General features: G+C 67.5%; 20 protein-coding genes. 12 read left to right on the forward strand and 8 right to left on the reverse strand.

Going from position 1 to position 18,082, the window contains the following annotated elements; genetic code table 11:
* Nucleotides 1-113: 113 nt before the first annotated feature.
* The 4 genes from edd to zwf are packed head-to-tail and all read right to left on the reverse strand — an operon-like array spanning nucleotide 114 to nucleotide 5,241.
* Complete coding sequence (edd, locus tag GQ674_RS06670; RefSeq protein ID WP_159496431.1) at nucleotides 114-2,030, reverse strand: phosphogluconate dehydratase; 1,917 nt, start codon at nucleotides 2,028-2,030, stop codon at nucleotides 114-116.
* A 45-nt stretch (nucleotides 2,031-2,075) separates the two neighbouring features.
* A complete protein-coding gene (pgl, locus tag GQ674_RS06675) occupies nucleotides 2,076-2,798 on the reverse strand; it encodes a 6-phosphogluconolactonase (RefSeq protein ID WP_159496432.1) in 723 nt (240 codons plus the stop codon).
* Nucleotides 2,795-3,802: a glucokinase gene (glk, locus tag GQ674_RS06680; RefSeq protein ID WP_159496433.1), complete on the reverse strand. Its 1,008-nt coding sequence runs from the start codon at nucleotides 3,800-3,802 to the stop codon at nucleotides 2,795-2,797. Before glk ends, pgl begins: the two co-directional genes overlap by 4 nt.
* Nucleotides 3,799-5,241, reverse strand: a complete 1,443-nt coding sequence (zwf, locus tag GQ674_RS06685) for a glucose-6-phosphate dehydrogenase (RefSeq protein ID WP_159496434.1) — start codon at nucleotides 5,239-5,241, stop codon at nucleotides 3,799-3,801. The genes glk and zwf overlap by 4 nt, the downstream gene beginning before the upstream one ends.
* Nucleotides 5,242-5,595: 354 nt before the next feature.
* Here zwf and ugpC point away from each other — a divergent pair, with 354 nt between their 5' ends.
* Nucleotides 5,596-6,690 carry a sn-glycerol-3-phosphate ABC transporter ATP-binding protein UgpC gene (ugpC, locus tag GQ674_RS06690; RefSeq protein WP_159496435.1) on the forward strand — a complete coding sequence of 365 codons (1,095 nt, stop codon included), beginning with the start codon at nucleotides 5,596-5,598 and terminating at the stop codon, nucleotides 6,688-6,690.
* 86 nt (nucleotides 6,691-6,776) lie between these two features.
* Here ugpC and GQ674_RS06695 read toward each other — a convergent pair whose 3' ends face one another.
* Entirely contained in the window at nucleotides 6,777-7,640 is an 864-nt protein-coding gene (locus GQ674_RS06695) for a folate-binding protein (RefSeq protein ID WP_159496436.1), read from the reverse strand.
* A 39-nt stretch (nucleotides 7,641-7,679) separates the two neighbouring features.
* On the opposite strand from GQ674_RS06695, the gene GQ674_RS06700 reads away from it, so the two are divergent.
* From GQ674_RS06700 to GQ674_RS06745, 11 genes are all read left to right on the forward strand, one after another.
* Nucleotides 7,680-7,853, forward strand: a complete 174-nt coding sequence (locus tag GQ674_RS06700) for a DUF1674 domain-containing protein (protein ID WP_081797234.1) — start codon at nucleotides 7,680-7,682, stop codon at nucleotides 7,851-7,853.
* A 56-nt stretch (nucleotides 7,854-7,909) separates the two neighbouring features.
* The gene (gene sdhC, locus GQ674_RS06705; RefSeq protein ID WP_038689047.1) at nucleotides 7,910-8,302 is read left to right on the forward strand and encodes a succinate dehydrogenase, cytochrome b556 subunit; all 393 of its coding nucleotides are present in this window, start codon (nucleotides 7,910-7,912) and stop codon (nucleotides 8,300-8,302) included.
* A complete protein-coding gene (sdhD, locus tag GQ674_RS06710; RefSeq protein WP_159496437.1) occupies nucleotides 8,299-8,685 on the forward strand; it encodes a succinate dehydrogenase, hydrophobic membrane anchor protein in 387 nt (128 codons plus the stop codon). The genes sdhC and sdhD overlap by 4 nt, the downstream gene beginning before the upstream one ends.
* Nucleotides 8,686-8,716: 31 nt before the next feature.
* Nucleotides 8,717-10,507, forward strand: coding sequence for a succinate dehydrogenase flavoprotein subunit (gene sdhA / locus GQ674_RS06715; RefSeq protein ID WP_159496438.1), 1,791 nt, complete (start codon nucleotides 8,717-8,719; stop codon nucleotides 10,505-10,507).
* Nucleotides 10,508-10,519: 12 nt separating this feature from the next.
* The gene (locus GQ674_RS21715; protein ID WP_268893856.1) at nucleotides 10,520-10,654 is read left to right on the forward strand and encodes a hypothetical protein; all 135 of its coding nucleotides are present in this window, start codon (nucleotides 10,520-10,522) and stop codon (nucleotides 10,652-10,654) included.
* 16 nt (nucleotides 10,655-10,670) lie between these two features.
* Entirely contained in the window at nucleotides 10,671-11,456 is a 786-nt protein-coding gene (locus tag GQ674_RS06720) for a succinate dehydrogenase iron-sulfur subunit (protein ID WP_019183253.1), read from the forward strand.
* A 120-nt stretch (nucleotides 11,457-11,576) separates the two neighbouring features.
* A complete protein-coding gene (locus GQ674_RS06725) occupies nucleotides 11,577-11,825 on the forward strand; it encodes a succinate dehydrogenase assembly factor 2 (protein WP_128095617.1) in 249 nt (82 codons plus the stop codon).
* The gene (locus GQ674_RS06730; RefSeq protein WP_236546211.1) at nucleotides 11,809-12,225 is read left to right on the forward strand and encodes a hypothetical protein; all 417 of its coding nucleotides are present in this window, start codon (nucleotides 11,809-11,811) and stop codon (nucleotides 12,223-12,225) included. Before GQ674_RS06725 ends, GQ674_RS06730 begins: the two co-directional genes overlap by 17 nt.
* A gap of 23 nt (nucleotides 12,226-12,248) precedes the next feature.
* Nucleotides 12,249-13,490 carry a lipoprotein-releasing ABC transporter permease subunit gene (locus GQ674_RS06735; protein WP_159496440.1) on the forward strand — a complete coding sequence of 414 codons (1,242 nt, stop codon included), beginning with the start codon at nucleotides 12,249-12,251 and terminating at the stop codon, nucleotides 13,488-13,490.
* Entirely contained in the window at nucleotides 13,483-14,301 is an 819-nt protein-coding gene (locus GQ674_RS06740) for an ATP-binding cassette domain-containing protein (RefSeq protein WP_159496441.1), read from the forward strand. Before GQ674_RS06735 ends, GQ674_RS06740 begins: the two co-directional genes overlap by 8 nt.
* An 87-nt stretch (nucleotides 14,302-14,388) precedes the next feature.
* A complete protein-coding gene (locus tag GQ674_RS06745) occupies nucleotides 14,389-14,841 on the forward strand; it encodes a DUF6491 family protein (RefSeq protein WP_159496442.1) in 453 nt (150 codons plus the stop codon).
* A gap of 60 nt (nucleotides 14,842-14,901) precedes the next feature.
* Here GQ674_RS06745 and GQ674_RS06750 read toward each other — a convergent pair whose 3' ends face one another.
* The 3 genes from GQ674_RS06750 to ftsY form a co-directional block, all read right to left on the reverse strand.
* Nucleotides 14,902-15,171: an oxidative damage protection protein gene (locus tag GQ674_RS06750; RefSeq protein WP_128095612.1), complete on the reverse strand. Its 270-nt coding sequence runs from the start codon at nucleotides 15,169-15,171 to the stop codon at nucleotides 14,902-14,904.
* Nucleotides 15,172-15,174: 3 nt separating this feature from the next.
* Entirely contained in the window at nucleotides 15,175-16,314 is a 1,140-nt protein-coding gene (gene mutY / locus GQ674_RS06755) for an A/G-specific adenine glycosylase (protein ID WP_159496443.1), read from the reverse strand.
* A 194-nt stretch (nucleotides 16,315-16,508) separates the two neighbouring features.
* Nucleotides 16,509-17,951: a signal recognition particle-docking protein FtsY gene (gene ftsY, locus GQ674_RS06760; RefSeq protein ID WP_159496444.1), complete on the reverse strand. Its 1,443-nt coding sequence runs from the start codon at nucleotides 17,949-17,951 to the stop codon at nucleotides 16,509-16,511.
* Between the last annotated feature and the right edge of the window lie 131 nt (nucleotides 17,952-18,082).

Below are 18,082 nucleotides of genomic sequence, written 5' to 3' on the forward strand. Positions count from 1 at the left end.
GTCCAAAACATGGATGTTCTGGACGAGCCCCCATGGATGGGTTCACGGCGTGTCCCGAAGGGGACCAACCGCTCCCTCGGCACGGGACAGCCGCCGCTGCGTCGGGCGTCGCCTCAGGCGTCCTTGGCTTCATGCGGCGCTTCGGCCGCCGCCGCATCACGCCCCAGGTCGTATTCCGCGTCGTAATTCCAGATATCGCCGTCGGCCGTTGCCGGCCCGCACGAAATCGAAATCGCGCCCTGGTCGGCCGGACCGACCACGCGCCGGTTCAGCGCGAACAGATTGCGCCCCATGTCGTGCGCCGCCGGTGCCGTGTTCGGTGCCGGCGCGCGCGCCGCGAACTCCGCCGCGTCCACCAGCAGCTCCAGCGTGCCCGCCTCGCCATCCAGACGGATCATGTCGCCCTCGCGCACCCGTGCCAGCGGCCCGCCGCGCGACGCTTCCGGCGTCATGTGGATCGCCGCCGGGAACTTGCCCGACGCCCCCGACAGACGACCATCGGTCACCAGCGCCACACGCCGCCCCTGGTTCTGCAGCAGCCCCAGCAACGGCGCCAGCGAATGCAGCTCCGGCATCCCGTTCGCGCGCGGTCCCTGGAAACGCACCACCGCCACGAAATCGTGCGGCAGCACACCGGCGGCATGCAGCTTGTTCAACACCTGCGGCGCATCCACCACCACCGCCGGTGCCTCGATCGTACGGAACTGCGGCTTCACCGCCGACAGCTTGATCAACGAACGCCCCATATTGCCACGCAGCAGCCGCAGCCCACCTTGGGCCTCGAACGGATCGGCCACACCGCGGACCACATCCGCATCCGCGCTCTCGCGCAGCCCGTCGACGTACGTCAGCGTGCCATCACGCAGCGCCGGCTCCTGCCCGTACTGCGCCATCCCGCCTTCAGCCACCGTCTGCAGGTCGGCATGCATCAGCCCGGCCTCCATCAGCTCGCGGAACACGAACGCCGTACCGCCGGCGGCCGCGAAGCGGTTCACGTCGGCCTCGCCGTTCGGATACACCCGCGCCAGCAGCGGAATCAGCTGCGACAGCTCGTCCATGTCGTCCCAGGTCAGCACGATACCGGCCGCCCGTGCCACTGCGATCCAGTGGATGGTGTGGTTGGTCGAGCCGCCCGTGGCCATCAACGTCACCACCGCATTGACGATTGCACGCTCGTCGATCAGCCGGCCGAGCGGACGGAAATCGTCCCCCAGCGCGCAGATCTCCAGCGCACGCTCGCCGGCGCGGCGGGTCAACGCATCGCGCAGCGGCGTATCGGGATTGACGAACGACGCGCCCGGCAACTGCACGCCCATCGCTTCCAGCAACGTCTGGTTGGAGTTGGCGGTGCCGTAGAACGTGCAGGTGCCTGCACCGTGGTACGACGCCGATTCGGCTTCCAGCAGCTCCTCGCGGCTGGCCAGACCGGCCGCGTAGCGCTCGCGCACTTCGGCCTTCTGCTTGTTCGGAATGCCCGGCGTCATCGGACCGGCCGGCAGGAAGATCGCCGGCAGGTGGCCGAACGCCAGCGCGCCGATCAGCAGGCCCGGCACGATCTTGTCGCACACCCCGAGGTACACGGTGGCGTCGAACATGTCGTGGCTCAAGCCGATCGCCGTGGACTGCGCGATCACATCGCGCGAGAACAGCGACAGCTCCATGCCGCCCCGGCCCTGGGTGACGCCGTCGCACATCGCCGGCACGCCGCCGGCCACCTGCGCGGTGGCGCCCATGTCGCGCGCAACGGCGCGCAGGATCTCCGGATACGACTCGAACGGCTGGTGCGCCGACAGCATGTCGTTGTAGGCGGTGATGATGCCCAGGTTCGGGGTGACCCCGCCGCGCAGGCGCGACTTGTCGGTCGGGCCGCACGCGGCGAACCCGTGGGCGAGGTTGCCGCAGCTCAGGCGCGAACGGAACGGCCCATCGCGCAGCGACGCATCGATCCCGGCCAGGTAGGCCGCGCGCGAGGCGACGCTGCGCTGGATGATGCGCTGGGTGATGGCATGAAGTTGGGGATGCAGGCTCATTGGCTACCGGCTATGAGAGGGCGGACGAACAACACCGGGGACAGGTCAGTCACACCAGTGGACGCGCAGTTTCGCGCCGTCGAGGTCGATCGCGTTGAGGATGGGATACAGCTGCGGGTTGTTGCTTTCCAGTGCCTGTTTCAGCACTTCCAGCTTCTGCTTGCCACGCAGCAGCAGCAGGCGCTGGCCGCTCTGCCTGAGCCCGTGCGGGGTCAGCGTGATGCGCAGCGGCCACTGGTTCGCGCCCGGGCAACCGGTGGCGTCCAGGGCGGCGTAGGGCAGGGTGCTTTCCAGCGCCCGGGCCAGGTCCTTGGAGCCGGGGAACAGCGACGCGGTGTGGCCGTCGTTGCCCATGCCCAGCACGCTCAAACACGGCGCCTGGCTGTGCTGGGCCTGCAGGTTGGCGGTGTACACGCACTCCGGCAGCGGCTTGCCGACCCGCACCAGCGGGTCGAAATGCGCACCGTCGGCGCGGCCGAGGAAACTCTCGCGCACCAGCCACGCGTTGCTGTCGCGATCCTGCGGCGACAGCCAGCGCTCATCGACCAGGCTGACTTCCACCCGGTCCCAGTGCACATCCAGTTCGGCCAGCGCCTGGTACACCGGTGCCGGCGTGGTACCACCGGACAGCAGCATGCGCGCGCGCCCGAAGGTGGCGATATCGTTGTTCAACGCCTGCGCCATTTCGGCGGCGATGGCTTCGATCCAGGCATCGGCGTCGCCGTGGCGGATCAGGGTGAAGCGATCGGATGTATCCAGGCTGTTCATGCGTTGGTTCCTTGCAGGTCGCGTTCAACATCGGCGGCATAGGCAGCCGAACCCAGCAGGCCGGCATGCGGGTGCATCACCGCCAGCGACGGCACGCGGGCCATGATCGAAGAGAAGCGCCCCTTGTGCTCGAAGCGCTGGCGGAAACCGGAGTGCTGCAGCGAATCGAGCATCTTCGGGGTCAGCCCGCCGGTCAGGAACACGCCGTCCCAGGCGCCCTGCATCAGCACCAGGTCGCCGGCGATGGCGCCGAACACCGCGCAGAACACATCCACCGCGCGCATGGCCTGCGGGTCGCCGTGCAGCGCACGGGCGGTGACATCCACCGGCTGCAGCTGGCCCGGATCGATGTCGGCCATCTCGCACACGGCGCGATGGATGTTGACCAGGCCCGGGCCGCAGATCAGGCGCTCGTTGGAGACCCGACCGAACTGCTCGGAGAGGATTTCCAGGATGCGGATTTCTTCCGGCGTGCCCGGCGGGAAGCTGACATGGCCGCCCTCGGTTTCCAGCGGATAGCAGCGGCCGTGGCGCAGGATCAGGCCACCCACGCCGAGCCCGGTGCCCGGGCCGATCACCGCGTAGTTGCGCGGCTGGCCCGGCTTGCCTGGCACCCACGCTGCACCGCCAACCTGCACCACGTCCTGCGGCTGCAGCAGTGAAATGGCCATCGCCTGCGCGGCGAAATCGTTGATCAGGTGCAGCTCGTCGAAGCCGAGCATGTGCGCGGTGCGGCTGCGCGAGATCACCCACGGGTGATTGGTGATGCGCGCTTCATCGCCGTCCACGCGGCCCGCCACGGCGAACACGCCGCGCTTGGCCTGCGCACCCACCTGTTCCAGGTAGTGGCGCGCGGCATCGCCGAGCGAGGGGAAATCGGCCACCGCGAATTCGCGGATGCTGTCCTGCTGCAGCGGAGCCTCGAGGCTGGTGTCGGCGAGGGCGAAGCGGGCGTTGGTGCCACCGATGTCGGCAACCAGGACCGGTTGGTTCTGCAGCGTCATGCGTCGCTGTCCTTGCGGCTTGCGTCGGCATCCACTTCGGCAGGCAGGAAGCCGGCCGCTTCGGCCGGACCCCATTCGCCGGCCGGGTAGGGCTGCAGCGGCAGGTTCGCGGCCTTCCAGGCATCGCTGACGCTGTCGATCCAGGCCCAAGCGGCGCGGACTTCGTCGTCACGCACGAACAGCGCGTGGTTGCCGTTGAACGCATCCAGGAACAGGCGTTCGTAGGCGATGCGGCGGTGCAGGCCGGTCGGCACGGACAGTTCCAGTTCCAGGGGATGCAGTTCCAGCGCGCCCCATTCCGGGCCGGCCAGCGAACTCATCAGGCCCAGCTCGATGTTCTCCTGCGGCTGCAGCTGGAACACGATGCGATTGGGCGTGGCGTTGCGACGATGCGGCCGCTCGAACAGCCAGTGGGTGACCGGCTTGAGCGTGACCACCACGCGGGTGGTGCGCTCGGCCAGGCGCTTGCCGGTGACCAGGTGGAACGGCACCCCGGACCAGCGCCAGTTGTCGATGTGCGCGGTGACCCCGGCGAAGGTTTCCACGTCGCTGCCTTCCGGCGGCTGGTAGGCCTGCGCAGGCTGGCCGTTGATGGTGCCGGCGGTGTAGCGGCCGCGCACGCTGTCGCGGGCGGCGTGCTTGGCGTCCAGCGGGCGCAGGGCGCGCAGCACCTTGACCTTCTCGTCGCGGATGCGGTCGGCTTCCAGCGAGGCCGGCGGCTCCATCGCCACCAGGCACAGCAGCTGCAGGATGTGGCTCTGCACCATGTCGCGCAGCGCGCCGGAGCGGGCGTAGTAGGCGTCGCGGCCGTCGACGCCTTCGCTTTCGGCCACCAGGATGTGCACCGACTCGATGTAGTTGCGGTTCCACACCGCTTCCAGCAGCGTGTTGCCGAAGCGCAGCGCGATCAGGTTCTGTACCGCGGCCTTGCCCAGGTAGTGGTCCAGGCGGAACACCCGGTCTTCGTCGATCCACTGGCCGATGGTGGAGATGATCTCCTCGGCGCTGGCACTATCGCTGCCGATCGGCTTTTCCAGCATCAGGCGGTGCGGTGCGGCCAGGGCGCCGCCCTTGGCCAGGCCTTCGCAGGTGGAGATGTACAGGCCCGGCGGGATGGCCAGGTAGCTCACGCAATGGCGGTCGACCAGGTCGCTGACCGATTCGGCCACCGAGTCCGGATTGCGCAGGTCCACCGAGCGGTAGTCGATGCGCGACAGCAGCGACTGGATGTCGTCCTGGCTGGCCATCGGCATGGCCTGCTGCAGGCGCGGGCGCAGGATGTCGCGGAAACCCTCGGTGTCGTGCGGGCTCAGGGCCAGCGCGCGGACCTTGAAGTCTTCCGGCAGCAGGCCGTCGCCCAGCAGGCGCAACAACGAGGGGAACAGGTAGCGCTGGGCAAGGTCGCCGGTGGCGCCGAACAGGAAGAGGGTGTCGTGCATCGCTCGAGTTTCAGATCCGGGTGACATCGTTGTCAATCGCTTCTCGTCTATGTTCTCGGGGGTCCAGCTGGGCATGGTGTCCAGTGCTGCAGGTGCAACATGAACAGGCACCGGGCCAGCGCATCATGGGGCATGCACGGGGCGAATCGGGAGACTGTGCAGCTTCCGATGCGTCGCGGTCATGACCGACCAACGGATACTGCCACGTGAAAACGTTTACATGGCAGAATGAGCAGACTGTATTCGATTGCAGTGGTCGCCGTCATGCGGCACCACGCCATCGACCTGCCATCGGGAGGGCCGAAGGCAGTTCCGCATCAACAGCCCGGCAGCGGGCGGACTGGAATGGGTGATATGGCAAAAGTGCAGTTGCAGGGCGTTCGCAAGGTCTACGACAACGGCCAGGTGGCCGTCCAGGGCGCGACCTTCGAAGTGGCCGATGGCGAATTGATGGTGCTGGTGGGGCCGTCGGGGTGTGGCAAGTCGACCTTGCTGCGCATGGTGGCCGGCCTGGAAGAGATCAGCGGGGGCACGCTGACCATCGGCGACCGGGTGGTCAACGACGTGGCGCCGAAAGACCGCGACATCGCCATGGTGTTCCAGAGCTATGCGCTGTACCCGCACATGACCGTGGCCGAGAACCTGGCCTTTGGCCTGAAGCTGCGCGGCCACGACAAGGCCACGATCAGCAAGCGGGTGACCGAGGCGGCCGAGACGCTGGGCCTGACCGACATGCTCGACAAGCTGCCCAAGGCGATGTCCGGCGGCCAGCGTCAGCGCGTGGCACTGGGCCGTGCGCTGGTGCGCGAGCCGGCGGTGTTCCTGCTCGACGAGCCGCTGTCCAACCTGGACGCCAAGCTGCGCCACAGCGTGCGCACGGAAATCGCGCAGCTGCACCGCAAGCTGGGCACCACCATGATCTACGTCACCCACGACCAGGTCGAGGCGATGACCCTGGGCCAGCGCATCGTGGTGCTCAAGGACGGCGTGATCCAGCAGATCGACACGCCCATGGCGCTGTACGACCGCCCGGCCAATCTGTTCGTGGCCGGCTTCCTGGGCAGCCCGGCGATGAACGTACTGCGCGGCACCCTGCAGCGCACCGACAGTGGCGTGGTGGTGCAGGACGCCCAGCTGACCGCGCCGCTGGGCCAGGTTGCGATCGATCCGGCCTGGATTGGCCGCACCGTGGCCGTGGGCGTGCGCCCGGAGCACCTGCAGCCGGCCGCCGCCGACGATGCCACCGCGTTCGTGGCGACCATCGATGGCATCGAGCCGGTAGGCAACGAGATCTTCGTCAACATGACCGGTGGCGGCCAGCCGCTGGTGATGCGCGTGGCCCCGCAGGCGCTGCCGGCAGTGGGCGAAACCATCCGCGTGGCGATCCACCCGCAGGGCCTGCATTTCTTCGATGCGGAGAGCGGCGAGCGGTTGAACGCGGCCGGGTAGGTCACGACCGTTGGTCGTGACCGCGATGTCGGTGACGGTGACGGCGATACGGGTGTGGCCCGCGTGCATTGACCAACGGTCGATGCCTACCGGGCCAGCCCATCCAGCAGCGGCAGGTGCACGGCGTCCACGCCGTCCACCGACAGCGGATCGCTGGCAATCTCCAACGGCAGCACCGCCAGCGCCAGGTCACCGGCCACGCTGGCCACGGTGCCGATTGCCGCGCCGTTCTGCTGCACCTGTGCACCGCTGGGCGTGCCGTCGCCCACCCGCAGCAACTGCAAGGCACGCTTGGCCTTGCCCAGGAAATGGGTGCGCGCCACGATTTCCTGGCCGGGATAGCAGCCCTTCTTGACGCTGTACCCGTTCAACCGGTCCAGCCCGAGCTGCTGCGGCGTCCATTGCTCGCGCTGGTCGGCGGCCAGGCGCGGCACGCCGAAGCGCAGGTCCGATTGACGCCAGGCCAGCGCGAAGCCGGGATCGTCGCTGGCCGGGTGGCCGTCCAGCGGCGCGATCCGCAGCGTCCGCGGCAGGGCATCGCTACCCACATCCAGCTCCAGCGTCTCACCATGCACCGCGATTGCGGCACCTGATGCCGCTTCCGGCGCAGTGAAGCTGCCGGCCACGATCCGGTCCTCGCGCACCGCGATCTTGACCTTCCGGCGGAACACAAAACGCTGCAACTGCGACGCAATCGCATCGGCGTCGCCATCGGCCAGCACCAGCAGGATCCGTTCTTGCTCCACCCGGATCAGCTGGAACACAGCAATGGTGCGGCCTTTGGCGGTCAGCCAGGCGCTCCACTGCCAATGCCGGACGGGCAGGGCGGTGACGTCGCTGGAAAATTGGGCGTGGGCGAACGCGGCCGCATCGGGACCATCCAGACTGAGCAGCTGGTGACCGGAGAGGCGCGGAAAACCGTTGAAATCCATGGGCAGGTTGTCAGGCACGTGAACGGGGTCTAAAATTTGTGCGTTGCGAGACCACCCATGATAGGCCAAACAACCCCCACTCCAGATTCCGACTCCGAAGCCCCGCAGGTCGATGAGAAGCAGCCGCTTCCGCAGACCCCTGTGGTGCCCGTGGAGATTGGTGGCCGCGGCGGACTCGATCCGGTGCGGTATGGAGATTGGGAGAAAAACGGACGCTGCATCGATTTTTGATCAGCATTGAGCCAACGCGGCATTGCGCCGCCCAGCCGAGACAACGAGCCCAGCGAATGGCCGCCAGAGAACGTCCCCTTTCCCCGCACCTTCAGGTGTATCGCTGGCAGATTCAGATGGCCACCTCGATCCTGCATCGAGCATCCGGCATCTTTCTGTCTGTTGGAGCCCTGATCATCGCCGGCGGCCTGCTCGCCCTGATGATGGGTCCTGAATCCTGGAACTGCTTCACCGGCCACGCCGGTAGCTGGTACGGCAAGTTGTTCCTGTTTGCATGGACGTGGGCCTTCGCCTACCACCTGTGCAACGGCATCCGCCACATCGTGCAGGACTTCGCGATCGGCTTCTCCATTCCTGCCTTCGTGCGCAGCAGCTGGATCTCGGTCTTCGCCAGCCTGGTGATCACCGCCCTGGTCTGGGCCTACGTCTTCGCCGGAGCCGCCGCATGAACAAGTACCGTACCCCGCTGAAGAACGTGCGTGGCCTTGGCGCCGCCAAGACCGGTACCGAGCACTTCGTGATGCAGCGCCTGACCGCCACCGCGCTGGTCGGCCTGACCGTGTGGTTCCTGGTGTTCGTGCTGAGCCTGATCGGCGCCGATTACGTGACCGCCACCGACGCGGTGTCCAAGCCGTGGAACGCGGTGCTGCTGGTCGGCTTCCTGGTCGCGATGTTCTGGCACGCCCAGCTCGGCCTGCAGGTCGTGCTGGAAGACTACATCCACAACTCGCTGCTGGCCCTGGCGCTGCAGACCACGGTGAAGTTCATCGCCGTGCTCGGCGCGATCGTCAGTGTGTTTGCGGTCGCCCGCATTGCGCTCGGCGTTGCCTGAGTCCAGGCACCAAGACAGGAATCCAGATTAGATGTCCGCTTACAAGATTACGGAACACAAGTACGACATGGTCGTGGTCGGCGCCGGTGGCGCTGGTCTGCGCGCTACGTTCGGTCTTGCCGCCAAGGGCCTGCAGACCGTCTGCCTGACCAAGGTCTTCCCGACCCGTTCGCACACCGTGGCCGCACAGGGCGGTATTTCCGCCGCGCTCGGCAACATGGGCGAAGACGACTGGCGTTACCACTTCTTCGACACCATCAAGGGCTCGGATTGGCTGGGTGACCAGGACGCCATCGAGTACATGTGCCGCGAAGCGATTCCGGCCATCATCGAACTGGAACACTACGGCGTGCCGTTCAGCCGTACCGAAGAGGGCAAGATCTACCAGCGCCCGTTCGGTGGCATGACCACCAAGTACGGCGAAGGCCCGTCCGCGCAGCGCACCTGCGCCGCGGCCGACCGTACCGGCCACGCCATGCTGCATACGCTGTACCAGCAGTCGCTGGCGCACAACGCGTGCTTCATGATCGAGTACTTCGCGCTCGACCTGATCTTCGATGACGAAGGCGTCTGCCGCGGCGTGCTCGCCCTGGACATGGCCGACGGCTCGCTGCACCTGTTCCGCGCCCACGGCGTGGTGCTGGCCACCGGCGGTTACGGCCGCGCCTACTTCAGCGCCACCTCGGCCCACACCTGCACCGGCGACGGCGGCGGTCTGGTCATGCGTGCCGGCCTGCCGATGCAGGACATGGAGTTCGTGCAGTTCCACCCGACCGGTATCTACGGCGCGGGCTGCCTGATCACCGAAGGCGTGCGTGGCGAAGGCGGCATCCTGCGCAACAGCAACGGCGAGCGCTTCATGGAGCGCTATGCACCGCACTACAAGGATCTCGCCTCGCGCGACGTGGTGTCGCGTTCGATGACCATCGAGATCCGCGAAGGCCGCGGCGTCGGCGAGCACAAGGATCATATCCTGCTCGACCTGACCCACCTCGGCCCGGGCGTCATCGACGACAAGCTGCCGGGTATCGCCGAAAGCGCCCGCATCTTCGCCGGCGTGGACGTGCACAAGCAGCCGATCCCGGTCATCCCGACCGTGCACTACAACATGGGTGGCATCCCGACCAACTACCACGGCGAAGTCGTGCGCAAGGTCGGCGACAACCCCGATGCCGTCGTGCCGGGCCTGTACGCCATCGGCGAAGCGGCCTGCGTATCGGTGCACGGCGCCAACCGCCTGGGCTCCAACTCGCTGCTGGATCTGGTGGTGTTCGGCCGTGCGGTGGCCAACCGCTGTGCCGAGACCATCAAGTCCGGCGCACCGCACAAGACCCTGCCGTCCGATGCGTGCGACAAGGCGCTGGGCCTGCTGGACAAGCTGCGCTACGCCAACGGCGACACCCCGACCTCGGTCATCCGCGATCGCATGCAGCGCACCATGCAGAACGACGCGGCGGTGTTCCGGACCAGCAAGACGCTGGAAGAGGGCTGCGCCAAGATGGCCGAGATCTTCGACTCCTTCCAGGACGTCAAGGTCACCGACCGTTCGCTGGTGTGGAACTCGGACCTGATCGAAACCTACGAGTTGAACAACCTGCTGCTCAACGCGGTGGCGACCATCAACTCGGCCGAACAGCGCAAGGAAAGCCGCGGCGCGCATGCGCATGAGGACTTCCCGGACCGCGACGACGTGAACTGGCAGAAGCACACGCTGGTCAACGTCGACGAGAACGGCAAGTGCGAGTTCGACTACCGCCCGGTCCACATGTACACGCTGAGCAAGGACGTGGACGTCGTCCCGCCCAAGCCGCGCGTTTACTAAGAGATCTGCGGCATGACCTCCGTCCACGCAGCGCACGCGACCGCCACCACCCGCATGGGTGGGGTGGCGCGTGTGCCGCTGGCCGGTGGTGTCGACTTCCTCATCTTCCGTGCTACCCGCGCCTGCACCGCAGCGCGAGCCGCCTGAGCCAACGAGAACAGCCATGGCCGAGTTTTCCCTCCCCAAGAATTCCAAGATCGGAAAGGGCAAGCACTTCCCCGCCAAGAGCGGTGCGAAGAACACCCGTACGTTCAAGATCTACCGCTGGAGTCCCGACGACGACAGCAACCCGCGCACCGATACCTATGAGATCGATCTGGACGCCTGTGGCCCGATGGTCCTGGACGCGCTGATCAAGATCAAGAACGAGATCGACCCGACCCTGACCTTCCGTCGTTCGTGCCGCGAAGGCATCTGCGGTTCGTGCGCGATGAACATCGACGGCACCAACACGCTGGCCTGCACCCGCGCCATTGCCGACTGCGGCAAGGCCGAAGTGCCGATCTACCCGCTGCCGCACATGAGCGTGGTCAAGGATCTGGTGCCGGACCTGACCCACTTCTACGCGCAGTACGCCTCGATCAAGCCGTGGATCCGTACCCAGACCCCGCCGCCGCCGGATCGCGAGCGTCTGCAGTCGCCGGAAGACCGCAAGAAGCTGGACGGCCTGTACGAGTGCATCCTGTGCGCGTGCTGCTCGACCAGCTGCCCGAGCTACTGGTGGAACGGCGAGCGTTACCTGGGCCCGGCCATCCTGCTGCAGGCCTACCGCTGGATCGTCGACTCGCGCGATGAAGACACCGGTGCGCGCCTGGACGAGCTGGAAGACCCGTTCAAGCTGTACCGCTGCCACACCATCATGAACTGCTCGCGGACCTGTCCGAAGGGCCTGAACCCGGCGCTGGCCATTGCCGAGATCAAGAAGCTGATGATGGCGCGTCGCGCCTGATCCAGCGGTTCATGTCATCGCTGCCCGTGCGGCGGCGATCGCGGCGGCACCGACCGGAAGGTCCGGTGCCGCTGCTGTTTCCGGCCCTGGTTGGCCGGCACCTTGAGGAATGCGATGTCGATGGATGAAGCCACTGAACTGAAGAAGCTGCGCTGGCGCTGCCGCCGCGGCATGCGCGAGCTGGACCAGCTGTTCGGCCGTTACCTGGACCGTTGCTGGCTGCAGGCACCGACCGAAGAGCGCGAGGTTTTCCTGTTCCTGCTGGAGAGCGAAGACGATAAGTTGTGGCGCTGGTTCATGGGTTACGAGGAGTGCCCGCATGCCCAGCCTGCCGCGCTCATCGCCCGGATCCGTGCCCTGCCGGCTTGAGTGGCGGCCCTCCCGCTGGCAGTGCGGTGCGCACTGGCTGATCACCGCACTGCTGCCGTGGGCGGTGTGCAGTACGGACCTGGCCGACCGCTGGCACTGGCCGGCCGCCCTGCTGGCCGTGGCCCTGGGCGCAACCGGGGCGTGGCGCTACGGGCGCATGCCCGCCCAGGCCATCGTGATACCGCCCGGTGAGGCCCCGGTGCAGGTGGATGGCCAGCCGGTCGACGACCTGCAGCTGTCCGATCGTGGCGTGTTGCTGCAACTGGCCTGGCGCCGCCAGGGACGCCGCTGCTGGCGGCTGTTCTGGCCCGATACGCTGAGTGCGGCGCAACGACGTGAACTGCGACTGGCCGTGCGCGCACGCTGCATTTCCCGTTCACGTCCAGCAGTGGCACCATAGCCTGAATTGTCCGGCGCACCTGCATGTTCAAACCCATACCTGTTTCGATCGGTCTGCGCTATCTGCGCGCCAAGCGCCGCAACGGCTTCATCTCCTTCATTTCGATGGCCTCCATCCTCGGCATCGCGCTGGGCGTCACCGTGCTGATCACCACGCTGGCGGTGATGAGCGGCTTCCAGAAGGAAATCCGCGACCGCCTGCTGCAGATGACCGCGCATACCACCATCACCAGCGATGGCGCGCCGATGTCGGACTGGCAGCGTGCGGTGGATGCGGCCAAAAAGGATCCGCGCGTGGCCGGCGCCGCGCCCTACATCGAGATCCAGGCCATGCTCAGCGGTCCGCGCGTGCAGGGCGCGATCGTGCAGGGCATCGACCCGGCGCTGGAGCCGGGCGTGTCGGTGATCAACCAGAAGCTGGTCAAGGGCAGTTTCGACAGCCTCACCCCGGGCAGCTACAACCTGCTGGTGGGCAAGGAACTGGCGCTCTGGCTGGGCGTGGATGTCGGTGACACCGTGCTGGTCACGCTGGCCGAAGTGCAGGGCACCCCGGTGGGCGCGATGCCACGGCTGAAGCGCTTCACCGTCAGCGGTATCTTCGAGGCCGGGTACAACGAGATCGACAAGGGCGTGGCCTTCGCCAACATGACCGACATGGAGCGCGTGCTGCGCATGGACGGTGTCACCGGCGTGCGGCTCAAGCTGCATGACATGGACAAGGCCCTGGACGTCGGCGTGGACCTGGCCCATGGGCTGGGCGGCGCATACCGGGTCAGTGACTGGACCCAGCAGAACGCCAACCTGTACCACTCGCTGCGCATGGAAAAAGTGGTGATGGGCATTCTGCTCTCGCTGATCATCGCCATGGGCGCGTTCAACCTGGTGTCGTCGCAGGTGATGCTGGTCACCGACAAGCAGGCCGATATCGCCATCCTGCGCACGCTGGGCCTTACCCCGGCCGGGGTGATGCAGGTGTTCATGGTGCAGGGCTCGCTGATCGGCATCATCGGCACGGTTGCCGGCGTGATCGGCGGCATCACCCTCACCTTGAACCTGGAACGCATCCTTGGCGCGATCGAGACGGTGTTCAACGTCAAGCTGCTTCCCGAAGACGTCTACTACATCACCGGCCTGCCCACCGACATGCAGGCACCGGACATTGTCATCATCACCATCACCGCGCTTGTCATGAGCTTCCTGGCGACGCTGTACCCTGCGTGGCGTGCCGCCCGCACCCAGCCGGCGGAGGCCCTGCGTTATGAATAAGGTCATCAACCGCGGCGACGAAGTGATCCGCGCCCAATCGCTGGCCAAGGTGTATGCCGAAGGGCGCATGCAGACCCACGTGTTCAACGGCCTGGACCTGAGCGTCAGCGCCGGTGAGACGGTGGCGATCATCGGCGCCTCCGGCGCGGGCAAAAGTACCCTGCTGCACCTGCTGGGCGGGTTGGACACGCCCACCGCCGGCGAGGTGTATGTGGGCGGCCATCGCATGTCCGGCCTTTCCGACGGCCAGCGTGGTGAACTGCGTAACCGCGCGCTGGGATTCGTGTACCAGTTCCATCACCTGTTGCCGGAGTTCACCGCGCTGGAAAACGTGATGATGCCGATCCTGCTCACGCCGATGCGCTCGCCGTTGTCGCAGCGCTTGATGTACGCCGGCTTCGGCGTGATCGGTACGGCGCTGGCCAGCGTCGTCAATGGTGCCACCGCCTTCGTGCGCGGCGGACCGCAGGTGGCCGAGGCGCGCGCGCGGGCGACTGCGCTGCTGGAGTCGGTTGGCCTGGGCCATCGGCTTGATCACAAGCCGGGCGAGCTTTCCGGCGGGGAGCGTCAGCGTGCCGCCGTGGCGCGCGCACTGGTCAACAAGCCGGCCTGCGTGCTGGGCGACGAGCCCACTGGCAACCTGGATGACAAGACGGCTGCGACGGTGTTCGAGCTGATGCTCGAACTGAACCGCGCGCACCACACCAGCCTGGTGCTGGTGACCCACGACCGCAGCCTGGCGCGCAAGCTCGACCGTGTGTTGGAGCTGCGCGAGGGGCGCCTGCACGAACTGGCCAACAGCGAGGTCTGAGCTGGCCGCTGAATGGCCGGCGCGGACGTCTCGCCGGCCTCACCCGACAGGTGCATCATCGGCATGTTCATCCTTGAAGGTGGTGCCATGAAGACTCTGATCGGCGCAGCGGCGTTGAGCCTTGCCCTGGTGGCGTGCGCCACCACCGGGCGCCTGTCCAGCCAGCAGCGGCTGGAGCTGTACCGGGCCCATGCCGGCCCGCCGCAGGACAGCCTGCAGTACTTCGGAGCGTTGAATGGCTGGACCGAGCTGGGCGACAGTGCGCTCGCGGTCTGGACCCGGCCCAGCGAGGCGTACCTGCTTGAACTGCGCGGTCCGTGCCAGGGCCTGGACTACGCCACGGCCATCGGCCTGACCAGCCAGATGGGACGGGTGTCAGCGCGGTTCGACAAGGTGCTGGTGCGTGACCCGACGCCCGGGCCAGCCCTGCCGTGCTTCATCGGCAGCATCCGCAAGCTGGATGTCCAGGCCCTGCGTTCGACCGAGAAGGAACTGCGCCAGGCACAGGTGCAGGAACGCCAGGACGTACCGGCGAGATGATGGCGTAGGGGAACTGCCGACCACCCCGGTAGCTGCCGACCGTTGGTCGGCAGGCTGCAATCACGCTTCGGGAATGAAACCGGCCGGCTTTTCGGCATCCTTCTCGAACAGGTATTTCACCAGTTCGGTTTCCAGGAAGGCGCGGTGCTTCGGGTCGCGCGGCGACAGCCGGTTTTCGTTGATCAGCATGGTCTGGTGCGCCAGCCAGGCGCTCCAGGCGCTCTTGCCGATGCCGTTGAAGATGCGCTGGCCCAGCTCGCCGGGGTAGGGCACGAAGTCCAGGCCTTCGGTGTCGCGTTGTTCGTACTGGCAGAAAACGGTGCGGGGCATGGCTTACTCGGACTCGGGTGAAAGTGGTGCGCCCCGCATTGTACGGCGCTTGGGCCGGGCGGGCGGCGCGCCGGTCTCCAGCAGCTTGCGGATCGGCGCGGGCAGGCCGAGGCTGGGCAGGTCCGCCGCGGCCACCCAGCGCAGCCTGGGGTCATCCCGCAGCAGGCCGTCCACGCGCTGCACCAGCACCTGCAGGTGCAGCCGGTAGTGGCTGAAGGTGTGTTCCAGCACCGGCAATGCAGTGGCGTCATCCAGCGCGCCCTGCACGTGGGCATCGAACCAGTCCTGCAGGTCACTGCCGGTGTCGGCCTGCGGCAGCGTCCACAGCTGCGCCCAGATGCCGGTGTCCGGGCGCTTCTGCAGCAGCACGCGGCCCTGGCTGTCGCGCAGCAGCAGCGCGGTGGCCTCGCGTTCGGGCAGGGTCTTGGACGGCTTGGGCGTGGGCAGCTGGTCGGTGCGGCCCTCGCGGCGCGCCACGCAGTCCGTCTGCAGCGGGCAGATCACGCAGGCCGGCCGGCTGCGGGTGCAGACCATGGCGCCCAGGTCCATCTGCGCCTGGGTGTAGTCGGCCAGGCGCCCGTCGGGCACGTGCGCTACGTGCGCGTCGGCCAGGGTCCACAGCGCCTTCTCCACCTTGGGCAGGCCGGGGAACCCGTCGATGCCGTGGTAACGCGTCAGCACGCGCTTGACGTTGCCGTCGAGGATCGCAAAACGGTCGTTCCAGGCCTGGCTGAGGATCGCTGCGGCGGTGCTGCGGCCGATACCGGGCAGCGCGTTCAATGCCTCGACATCGCGGGGCAGCGCGCCGTCGTGCCGTTCAACGCAGCGCTGCGCGGCGGCGTGCAGGTTGCGGGCGCGGGCGTAGTAGCCCAGCCCGGCCCACTGTGCCATTACCGCATCGTTGCTGGCCGCGGCGAGGTCGGGCAGGGTGGGGAACACGCGCAGGAACGCCAGGAAGTACGGAATGACCGTGCCGACCTGGGTCTGCTGCAGCATGATTTCCGACAGCCACACCCGATACGGCGAGCGCGGATGCTGCCACGGCAGATCGTGCCGGCCATGGCCGTCGAACCACGGCAGCAGCCGCGCGACGAAGGCATCGTCGGCGGGGACAGGGGCGCTGGCGATGGGCTGGCGTGGCATGGGAGTTCCGGAAAGGGGGTAGGGCCACCCCATGGGTGGCTGCGCGATCCGGGCGGGGCGGGGCAAACTGCCGGTACTGCATCCCGTGCGATACAGCACCGTCCGATACAGCCCCCCATGGGGGGCTCTACCCATCCGGGTGCGGCGATGCATTCACCGGCGGCGTGCGGCGGGATGCCCCCCGCGCCATTCGATCAGCTGCCCAGTGCTTCCGGCAGCAATGCGTCGACGAAGGCTTCCGGGTCGAACACGCGCAGGTCTTCCGGGCGCTCGCCGATGCCGGCGAAGCGGATCGGAATGCCGAATTCGCGGGCCAGGGCGAATACCACGCCCCCCTTGGCGGTGCCGTCCAGCTTGGTCACCACCAGCCCGGTCACGTTGACCGCGGCATGGAACTGACGCAGCTGCGACAGCGCGTTCTGCCCGGTGGTGCCGTCGATCACCATCAGCACCTCATGCGGTGCCGCCGGGTCGATCTTGCCCAGCACGCGGCGGATCTTGCCCAGTTCGTTCATCAGGCCGCCCTGGGTGTGCAGGCGGCCAGCGGTGTCGGCGATCAGTACTTCGGTGCCGCGGGCCTTGCCAGCCTGCAGGGCGTCGAATGCCACCGAGGCGGCATCGGCGTTCTGGCCCTGGGCAACCACGGTGACACCGTTGCGTTCGCCCCAGATCTGCAGCTGGGCCACGGCGGCGGCACGGAACGTATCGCCGGCGGCCAGCATCAGGCTGTGGCCATCGTCCTTGAAGCGCTTGGCCAGCTTGCCGATGGTGGTGGTCTTGCCGACGCCGTTGACGCCGACGGTGAGGACCACGAACGGCTTGGCGCTGCGGTCGATGACCAGCGGCTTGGAGACCGGCTGCAGGATGGCGATCAGGTCGCTGCGCAGCGCCGCCAGCAGCGCATTGGCGTCGGCGAACTCACGGGCCTTCATGCGCTTGCGCAGGCCTTCGACCAGCGCGGTGGTGGCGCCCACGCCGACATCGGCGGTGATCAGCGCGGTTTCCAGTTCGTCCAGCAGGTCGTCGTCGAGTTTGGGGTTGCGCGAGAACAGGCCGCCGAAGCTGCGCGCGATGACGCTGTTGCGCAGGCGGTCACGCCAGCCCAGCTTGCCCGGCGCCGCGGCCGCGGTGCCTTCACCGGGGTCGGTGGCCACCGGCTGCGCGGCTTCCTGGGTGATCTGGTTGGCCACCAGTACCGGCGGCGGCAAGGGCGCGGCGATGGGTTCGGCCACCACCAGCGGGGCCGGAACGGTCGGTTCGGCAATAGCGAGCGCCACGGCGGCGACCGGGTCGGGCACGGGGGCCGGGACCACGGCGGGTGCGGCTACAGGGGAGGCGACCGGTGCTTCGGGCGTGACCGGTGCTGGCGCGACGGTGGCAGCAGGCACAACCGGCACAACCGGCGGAAGCGGCGCGGCGGGTGGCGCAACGGGTGCCTCGGCAGACGGCACGAGAGCGGCGGGCGCCTCAACAGCAGGCACCTCGGCAGCAGGTGCCTCGATCGGCGCCGGCGCCGACGGGCCATCCTGGCTGGCCTGCGGGAACGCCGCGGCCAGTTCTTCGGCCGAATAGTGCTGGGTCTTGGGCGCGTCCTGCGGAGCGTCCTGGGGCTTTTTGCGACGGAAGAAACTGAGCATTGGATTCGGCGCTGAAATCAGGGGGATATGCTACCACTGCACCCTTGGAAGGCAGTGCGAACGTGGGTGGTGCAGCATTGCTGCGGGCAGCCGACCAACGGTCGGCTCTACCGGCCACCACCCACCACCAG

Source organism: Stenotrophomonas sp. 364, assembly GCF_009832905.1.
Classification (GTDB): domain Bacteria; phylum Pseudomonadota; class Gammaproteobacteria; order Xanthomonadales; family Xanthomonadaceae; genus Stenotrophomonas; species Stenotrophomonas maltophilia_AP.